General features: G+C 77.7%; 1 protein-coding gene. It reads right to left on the bottom strand.

Annotated features, from left to right (window positions below; genetic code table 11):
- Window positions 1-385, bottom strand: a 385-nt coding sequence (locus AE652_RS40635; protein ID WP_049660879.1) for a ketoacyl-synthetase C-terminal extension domain-containing protein, incomplete at both ends; no start/stop codon positions are given.

Here is a 385-nt window from a genome sequence, read left to right as displayed (position 1 = left end):
GTTCCAGCGCGGCCCGGGAGCCGGCGAGCGCGCGGGCGACGGCCGGCGCCTCGGCGACGGGCCTGGCCTCGGTGAACCCGGCGATCCGTTCGGCCTGGTCGCGCAGGGCCTCGGGGGAACGGGCGGAGAGCAGCCAGGGCACCGGGGTGCCGGAGCCGGCGTCGGGTTCGCCGTCGAGTCCGGCGGGCACCGCCCGGTTCGCCGGCTCCTGGGCGGGGGCCTGCTCCAGGACGACGTGGGCGTTGGTGCCGCTGACGCCGAACGAGGAGACGGCGGCCCGGCGCGGCCGGTCGACCTCGGGCCAGGCCCGTTCCTCGGTGAGCAGGGCGACCGCGCCGGACTCCCAGTCCACCTTGGTGCTGGGCTCGTCGATGTGCAGGCTCTT

This window comes from Kitasatospora sp. MY 5-36, assembly GCF_001182915.1.
Taxonomy (GTDB): Bacteria; Actinomycetota; Actinomycetes; order Streptomycetales; family Streptomycetaceae; genus Kitasatospora.
Note: the sequence above shows the minus strand (reverse complement) of the source record. Positions and strands in the feature narration are given on the sequence as shown.